The following is a 636-nucleotide window of genomic DNA, read 5'->3' on the forward strand; positions in this document are numbered from 1 at the left end:
CCGGCGCGACGATCGCCGTGAACACGGACGCCCACTCGCCGCGCGAGCTCGATAACGCCCGCTACGGGGTCCACACCGCCCGGCGCGGCTGGGCCGAGCGCGCAGACGTGCTGAACGCGTGGTCAGTTTCGACGATCCGCGAGTTCCTCGGGTAGATGCCGGGTACTCCGGGCACCGACCGCGACGCCGACCCGCCACGCGTTCTCCTCGACGCCATGTGCGGGTCGCTCGCGACGTATCTCCGGATGTGTGGGTACGACGCCGCCTACGCGCTCGACCGGGGGGCGGAAGCGGACGACCGGCTTCGGTCGCTCGCGGCCGCCGAAGATCGGGTCCTGATCACCCGTGACCGCGAGCTCGCGGCCCGGGCCGCCGACGCGGTATTGCTCACCGAGCGCGACGTCCTCGACCAGCTCCGCGAGGTCGCGGACGCCGGATATCCGGTGTCGCTCGCAGCCGAGCCGACCCGCTGCGGGTCGTGTAACGGAGCGGTCGAACGGGTGGATGGGACCGGGGATGAGGACGGCGACTGGAACGGGGGTGACATCCTCCTCGCCGTAAACGGCGAGGCTTCCCACGCATGGGGAATACCAGTTAGTCGTCGCTGGCAGAGGGTTTCGGCTCTTCGTAGGCCGT

At 70.4% G+C, this 636-nt stretch carries 1 protein-coding gene; it reads left to right on the forward strand.

Annotated features, from left to right (window positions below):
- Window positions 1–155 precede the first annotated feature (155 nt).
- On the forward strand, window positions 156–636 hold a 481-nt coding region (locus ACFQEU_RS17330; RefSeq protein WP_379784173.1), incomplete at its 3' end, for a Mut7-C RNAse domain-containing protein.

It is taken from the genome of Halorubrum tibetense, from assembly GCF_042661865.1.
In the GTDB taxonomy this organism is placed as follows: domain Archaea; phylum Halobacteriota; class Halobacteria; order Halobacteriales; family Haloferacaceae; genus Halorubrum; species Halorubrum tibetense.